Consider the following 6,316-nt stretch of genomic DNA (forward strand, 5'->3'; position numbering starts at 1 on the left):
GCCTGGGAAATCTTCAAGTCGCCGACAACCTGCCCCTTTTCCTTCCTGCCTTTCTGGGCATTGACTTCCGCCTTGATTAGCTCACCTGTCGGAGGCGAGCCGACTTCAATCTCAAAAGTTTTGGAGTCCTTGTTGATGATGACTTTTACGGGCACCTTCAGGCCTGCGTAAATTTTTGTCTTCTCGTTGATTGCGGCAATGATTTGGCCTATGTTCATGCCTGTTGGCCCAAGTGCCGGACCTAGGGGCGGGCCTGCCGTCGCCTTTCCTCCTTCAACCATTGCTGGAATTTCCATTTTCATAATAAATCCACCTGGAAAATTACAAGATAAAGAAGCCGTGGCCTAAGCTTAAGATAATTTACCCTTTCTTTGAGGCTAAAGGGCGCTTGATGCACAACTTAGCTGCCTGTCTGCCAAATCCTGTACAATGAAGGGATTTTCGCCATTCAAGTTTAAAAATTATGCTATAGGGGGGCAATAATAAATATAAGGGGGGAGATTGAGATTACTGGCAGAAAATAGAATTGGCAGCCAGGAAGGTTTGCAGGAGGACTGGATTGTTATGGGCTTTTTTGACCAGGTAATAGATACCCACAGCCAGGACGCCGAAGACTACAAACCCAGAGTTGCCATTATGGGGGTTGGCGGGGGCGGATGCAACACAATTTCCAGGCTTGCAAAAATCGGCATTGCACAAGGCATACCGCTTATGGCGGCAAATACCGACAAAAAGCAGCTAAATGCAATGGCCGACAGGGGAATAAAAAAACTTCTTTTGGGAAAAACGATCACAAGGGGGCTTGGGGCAGGTGGTGACCCGAATTTGGCCCAAAAGGCAGCGCTGAATTCAAAAAAGGCGATTAAAGAGGCGGTTGAAGGAATTGACCTGCTTTTTTTGGCATCAGGAATGGGAGGCGGGACCGGAACCGGCGCAACGCCTGTAATAGCGCAAATTGCCAGGGACATGGACTGCATTGTCTGCGCATTTGTGACCTACCCGTTCAAGCTTGAGCGTGCGCGGCTTGCAAAGGCCAAGAAGGGGATTAACGAGCTTAAGGAAAGTGCCGACACGACAGTTATTATTGACAACAACCGCCTGGCAGAGTATGCCCCGCACGAGCGGATTGAAAAGGCGTTTGCCCTTGTGGATGAAATCACCGCAAAGGCGATAAAGGGGATAACCGACACCATAATGCTTGAGTCGCTGATAAACCTGGATTTTGCCGACCTGAAAAGCGTGCTTGCGCATGGGGGGGTCGGAGCCATACTCATTGGCGAGGGGGCAGGACCGCATTTTGTGGAGGATGCGATTGAAAACACCCTTACAAACAAGCTTTTAGACGTAGACACGACAGGAAGCAGCGGGGCGCTTGTGCACCTGACTGGCGGGCCAGACATGACACTTGGGGATGCAAACGAGCTTGCCTCAAGGCTCACGCAAAAGGTTTCGGATGACGCCTCGGTGATTCTTGGCGCCCGCACAGCCGCCGATTTTTCAAAAAGAGTCGAGGCGATGGCGATTTACACAGGGCTTAAGGACAAGTACACGCTTGGGTAGGTGTGTTGGGTAAATTGGGGATTTAATGGCAACTTCCTGGCAAAAATATTCGTGCGAAATGTAAATTAGAGAAATCTTATTTTGCCAATTTTTTCTTGGTCATTACAAATAAGCCTCAATGCCTATGCCCTTTTGGCTCCGGCTACTAACCCTATATTAAATATTCCTGGCTTAGAAAATAGGCTGGGCTTGTTTTGCAAATCAAATGCAAGGCAGCCAAAGCAGAAAGCCAAGAAGAAAGCAGGGAAATTTGCAAGGGGAAAAATCATGCAGCTAATAATTTGCGAAAAGCCGAAAGTGGCGGAGAAGATAGCATTTGCGCTTGCCGATGATGGAAAGCCCCAGCGGCAGGTCCAAAACGGAGTGGCATATTACAGGCTCAACCGCAGGGGCAATGAAATTGCAGTCGTGCCTGCAGTTGGCCACGTTTATTCCCTGAACGAGAAGGTTAGGACAAGCTCCTATCCTGTATTTGACATATCCTGGCAGCCCTCGTACCAGGTTGACAAGGCAAGCGAATACACAAGGGCATACATAAAAAACATAGAGCAGCTTTCACAAGGCGCAGACGAGATAATATCTGCCTGCGACTATGACATTGAGGGAAGCCTGATTGGCTACAATGCCATCAGGTTTGCCTGCAAAGTCAAGGACATGAAACAGGGCAAAAGAATGAAGTTCTCGGCCCTGACTTCAGATGACCTGGCAGAGGCTTACGAGAACAGGGCGGCACTTGACGTGGAAAATGCGCAGGCTGGCGAGGCGCGCCACATGCTTGACTGGTTTTACGGGATTAACCTGTCCAGGGCCCTGATGAGTGCAATTCGCAGGCGTGGTATCTACAAGATTATGTCAATAGGCAGGGTGCAGGGGCCTGCCCTCTCAATACTTGTGAAAAAGGAGAAGGAGATTGCGGCCTTCAAGCCGACCCCCTACTGGCAGATATTCGGGACTTGCAAAAAAGTCAGGTTTTCGCACGCAAAGGACAGGTTTGCAGTTGAGCAGGAGGCAAAAAAGGCCCTGGAAGAGTCAAGGGAAGAATCCACTGTGGAGGGCATTGAGAAAAAGGAATTTGCGCAGCCAGCGCCAAACCCCTATGACCTCACAAGCCTGCAAGTCGAGGCATACAAGCAATTCAAGTTCAACCCAAGCCTCACCCTTGAGCTTGCACAGACGCTTTATGAGGCCTCCATGATATCTTATCCGAGGACCAGCTCGCAGAAGCTTCCTGAAAAGCTCAACCTGGCAAAAATAATCGGCCAGCTTCAAAGGCAGCAGGCATATGCTGCGCTTGCAGGAAAGCTTGTGCAGGAAAAGAGGTTCAAGCCAAACGAGGGGAAAAAGGACGACCCTGCGCACCCTGCCATACACCCGACAGGGCAGCAAGGGGGAATGGGCGAGCGGGAGGGAAAGCTTTACGACCTGATTGTCAGAAGGTTCCTGGCGACATTTGCGCCTGCGGCAAAAAGGGAGAGCCAGAAGGTAACGCTTCTTTCAGGAACGCAAAAATACGTCACAAGCGGGAACAGGACACTTGTGCAGGGATGGTTTGAGTATTACCTGCCCTACCTGAAGCTTGACGAGACAACGCTTCCGGATTTTGCAAAAGGCGAGAAGGTGCTGCTTGCCGGGCTGAAGCTTGAGCAGAAGATGACACAGCCACCAAAGCGCTACACGCCAGCCTCCATTATAGCCGAGCTTGAGCGGCTTGAACTTGGGACAAAGGCCACGCGGTCGGTAATAATAGACACGCTTTCAAAGCGCGGGTACATAGAAGGCAAGGGGTCGCTTGAAGCAACGCCGTTTGGCCTGTCGGTTTATGAGAACCTGAAAAAAAACGTGTCTGAGATTCTGGATGAGGAGCTGACGCGCACTATTGAAGTTGAGATTGAAAAAATACAGAACAGGGAGCTGGACCAGAAAAAGGTTGTTGAGGATGGAAAGAGGGTGCTTGAGAAGATAATAAAGGAGTTCAAGGGGCATGAAGACCAGGTGGGCCTGGAACTTGTGCAGGGGTTCAGGAAAAAAGAGCACGAGCAAAGCCTCCTGGGCAAGTGCAACAAGTGCGCCGACGGCACGCTTAGAGTAATTCCAACGAGTGCCGGAAAGCAGTTTGTCGGGTGCACAAATTACCCCAATTGCAAAAACATTTTCCCGCTGCCAGGGCAGGCAAAAATTGAGAACCTCAACGCGTTATGCGAAAAGTGCAGCACGCCTAGGGTGCGAGTCATCAGGGCTGCAAGAAAGCCCTTTGAAATGTGCCTTGACCCTTCATGCGAGACAAAGAAAAACTGGGGCAGGCCTCAGGCCATTGTGCAGGCAGTACAAAACCAGCAGGCCGCAATATCGCAGGGGCAGGCCCAGCCCCAAAACAGGCAGGCAGGCCAAACTTCAAGCGGCATTGCCACAAACACAGGCCAGGCGCAGGCACCAAAAGCAACTTTTGACCAAAACATGCCGCAGGCCAAAAGCGGTATTTTTGTCCCTGATGCGCCTGCGGCACAAAAGTCCGCCCAAAAAAAACCACCAAGGAAAAAAACCGCCAAGGCGGGCAATGAAAAAAAAGCTTAAAAAAGGAATAAATAAAAGGTTTAAATATGGGCAGGATAATATTATTGAGGCGACTGGACAATGGAAAAAAATAGACTTTGGTTTTTGGCTTTGGTGTTTGCGTTTTTTGTTGTGATTGCTTTTGCAGGAACACCAAGCGCCGCCTGCACTCCAGGCGTGAAAAACGGCCTGTGCTGCATTGACGGGACGCAAAACGGCGACTGCGGCCAGACTTCTAATTATACGGGATATTACTGCATTGGGCCTGAGTTCACCTTCAAGGCTACAAAGTGCGGTTGCCCGGCCGGATACATCAAGGACCCATCTGACGCAACCGGCGCAAACTGCAAGCTTGCAAAATGCGTGGATGGGACGGCCCTTGGGACATGCTCTACAAGCAAGCCGCTTTACTGCACCTCATCAGGCCAGCTAGAAAACGACTCAACGATTTGCACCTGCCCGGCTGGAATGATACCTTTTGGGACAGGCTGCAAAAAGGCAACCTGCATAGAATCCCCAGGCGTTTGCAATGCAAACCAGACCTGCGATGCTGCAAGCGCAACCTGCAAGCTCAAAAACGGCTGCCAGTACAACAACCCTGCTTGCGCATCAGGAAAAACATGCAACACAAGGACTGGCCAATGCGAGGTTAGGCCAACCGGCTGCGAGTATGGGACTGAGACCTGCACACAAGGAAAAGAATGCAAGAACAACGCCTGTGTTGCAATAAGAAACCAGAGTGCTAATACCGGGGACCAAGACTCGCAGCCTGGCAGCGGGCTTGACAATAGCGATGATGCCGGTGCTGCAGACAGCTCCCAAAGCCCTGCAAAAACAGCGTGCTGCTGCCTGCCTGGATTAGGTTTTATCCTTCTTTTCGGTTTTGTCTACAAGCAAAAAAAACCTAGCCTGCCTGGTGGATTGCAGACTGCATAGGCAAAAGAATTAGGATTTTATCAGGCAGCCGCTAACATGAATACTTATAATTACTGGTGGTGTTAAATTAGAGGTTTTGTGGCCAAGGTGGTGTAGCCTGGTAGCACGGGGGCCTGTGGAGGCTTTTTGGCGGCGGAGCGCCAAAAACCCTGGAAAATGATTTCCTGTGGCAATGCCCGCCAATCCAAATTCCGCATAAAGCCCTTAGCCCGAGTTCAAATCTCGGCCCTGGCCCTACCATAAGGGAACTTTAGTTAATCAGAAGCAATCTCGTGCCTTGTGCACAGAAAAAATATGCACTGCGGCACTCGACTCTCGTGCCTTGTGCACAGAAAAAATATGCACTGCGGCACTCGACCTTGAGGTCTTCAACACCTAGGAGGAACTAGCAATCCACCACATCCCCCTAAGGTTTCACCCCCTCTAGCAATTCACAAGCAACGAAACCAACCGGCCATAGGGGGACTTCGACAGAACCAAACCACGCGTTCCAGTGCTTTTTCTAGTCCAGCCTTACCAGAAGCGTTGTCCTGTAAACTTTTTTTCCTTCCTTTGACATGCCATGAAGCTTTTCTGTCCGAAGATATGGAAGGCCGAAAAAATTCAGCGACTCAATGGCCTTTTGCCGCTCGCCTGCATACAGGTCATAGCCCTCGCGAAGCTGCTCAAGCTTGCTTACAAAGGAGTTTTTTTTCAGGTACGCTTCAACTCTTTTCGCAAACCGCAGGGATTTTTCCTTTGTGGGTGCGCGAAACTGGATTATTGCCTGGAAATAGCCGCCTGATTTTCTCGAGCAGGTCTGGCAGGTTGTCCCAAACTCCCCGATTTCCACCTTTCTTTCAAAAGAAAGAAGCGAGCCGTTGTAGTCCAAAAAAAATGTCGCGCTGCCCGAAGCAAGGTCAAAGTTAACCGACACGCACTTTGAGGCGCTTTTCAGCTTTGAGCAGATGAACTGCTCGATTTGCTCCTGCGTGTGCTCCCCCCATTCCAGAAGCTTCGTGCTGCCGCAAACGCCACAGCGCACGATTCCGAATTTGTTTGGCGGGTTGAACTTTACTGGAAGATGGTTGATGCAAAATGAACCTGCAAACTGCGTTGATTTTGAGGTTGCGCCGCAAGTCGGGCAGATTTTCTCCTTAATTGAGGTTGAGCTGGAAGCGTAATTGGGAGCGGGCACGCTTGCCTGCTTTTTTTTCCCAAATTGGCCCTCTGCACAGCTGGTTTTTGGTGCGTTTTGGCTGCCAGGTTGTGCTGATTTTTGCGCTGATTT

General features: G+C 50.3%; 5 protein-coding genes and 1 tRNA gene. 4 read left to right on the top strand and 2 right to left on the bottom strand.

The window, feature by feature from the left end; all coding sequences use genetic code 11:
• A partial coding sequence (gene rpl11p, locus FJZ26_03310; protein ID MBM3229434.1) for a 50S ribosomal protein L11 occupies nucleotides 1-302 on the bottom strand: 302 nt, incomplete at its 3' end.
• A 199-nt stretch (nucleotides 303-501) separates the two neighbouring features.
• On the opposite strand from rpl11p, the gene ftsZ reads away from it, so the two are divergent.
• The 4 genes from ftsZ (at nucleotide 502) to FJZ26_03330 (ending at nucleotide 5,280) form a co-directional block, all read left to right on the top strand.
• The gene (gene ftsZ / locus FJZ26_03315; protein MBM3229435.1) at nucleotides 502-1,560 is read left to right on the top strand and encodes a cell division protein FtsZ; all 1,059 of its coding nucleotides are present in this window, start codon (nucleotides 502-504) and stop codon (nucleotides 1,558-1,560) included.
• Between the two features lie 189 nt (nucleotides 1,561-1,749).
• Complete coding sequence (gene topA / locus FJZ26_03320) at nucleotides 1,750-4,131, top strand: DNA topoisomerase I (protein ID MBM3229436.1); 2,382 nt, start codon at nucleotides 1,750-1,752, stop codon at nucleotides 4,129-4,131.
• Between the two features lie 60 nt (nucleotides 4,132-4,191).
• Complete coding sequence (locus FJZ26_03325; protein ID MBM3229437.1) at nucleotides 4,192-5,046, top strand: hypothetical protein; 855 nt, start codon at nucleotides 4,192-4,194, stop codon at nucleotides 5,044-5,046.
• 81 nt (nucleotides 5,047-5,127) lie between these two features.
• Nucleotides 5,128-5,280, top strand: a tRNA-His gene (locus FJZ26_03330).
• A 268-nt stretch (nucleotides 5,281-5,548) separates the two neighbouring features.
• Here the strand turns inward: FJZ26_03330 and FJZ26_03335 are convergent.
• The coding region (locus FJZ26_03335; protein MBM3229438.1) for a hypothetical protein at nucleotides 5,549-6,316 on the bottom strand (768 nt) is incomplete at its 5' end.

The sequence above is a fragment of the Candidatus Parvarchaeota archaeon genome, from assembly GCA_016866895.1.
GTDB lineage: Archaea > Micrarchaeota > Micrarchaeia > Anstonellales > VGKX01 > VGKX01.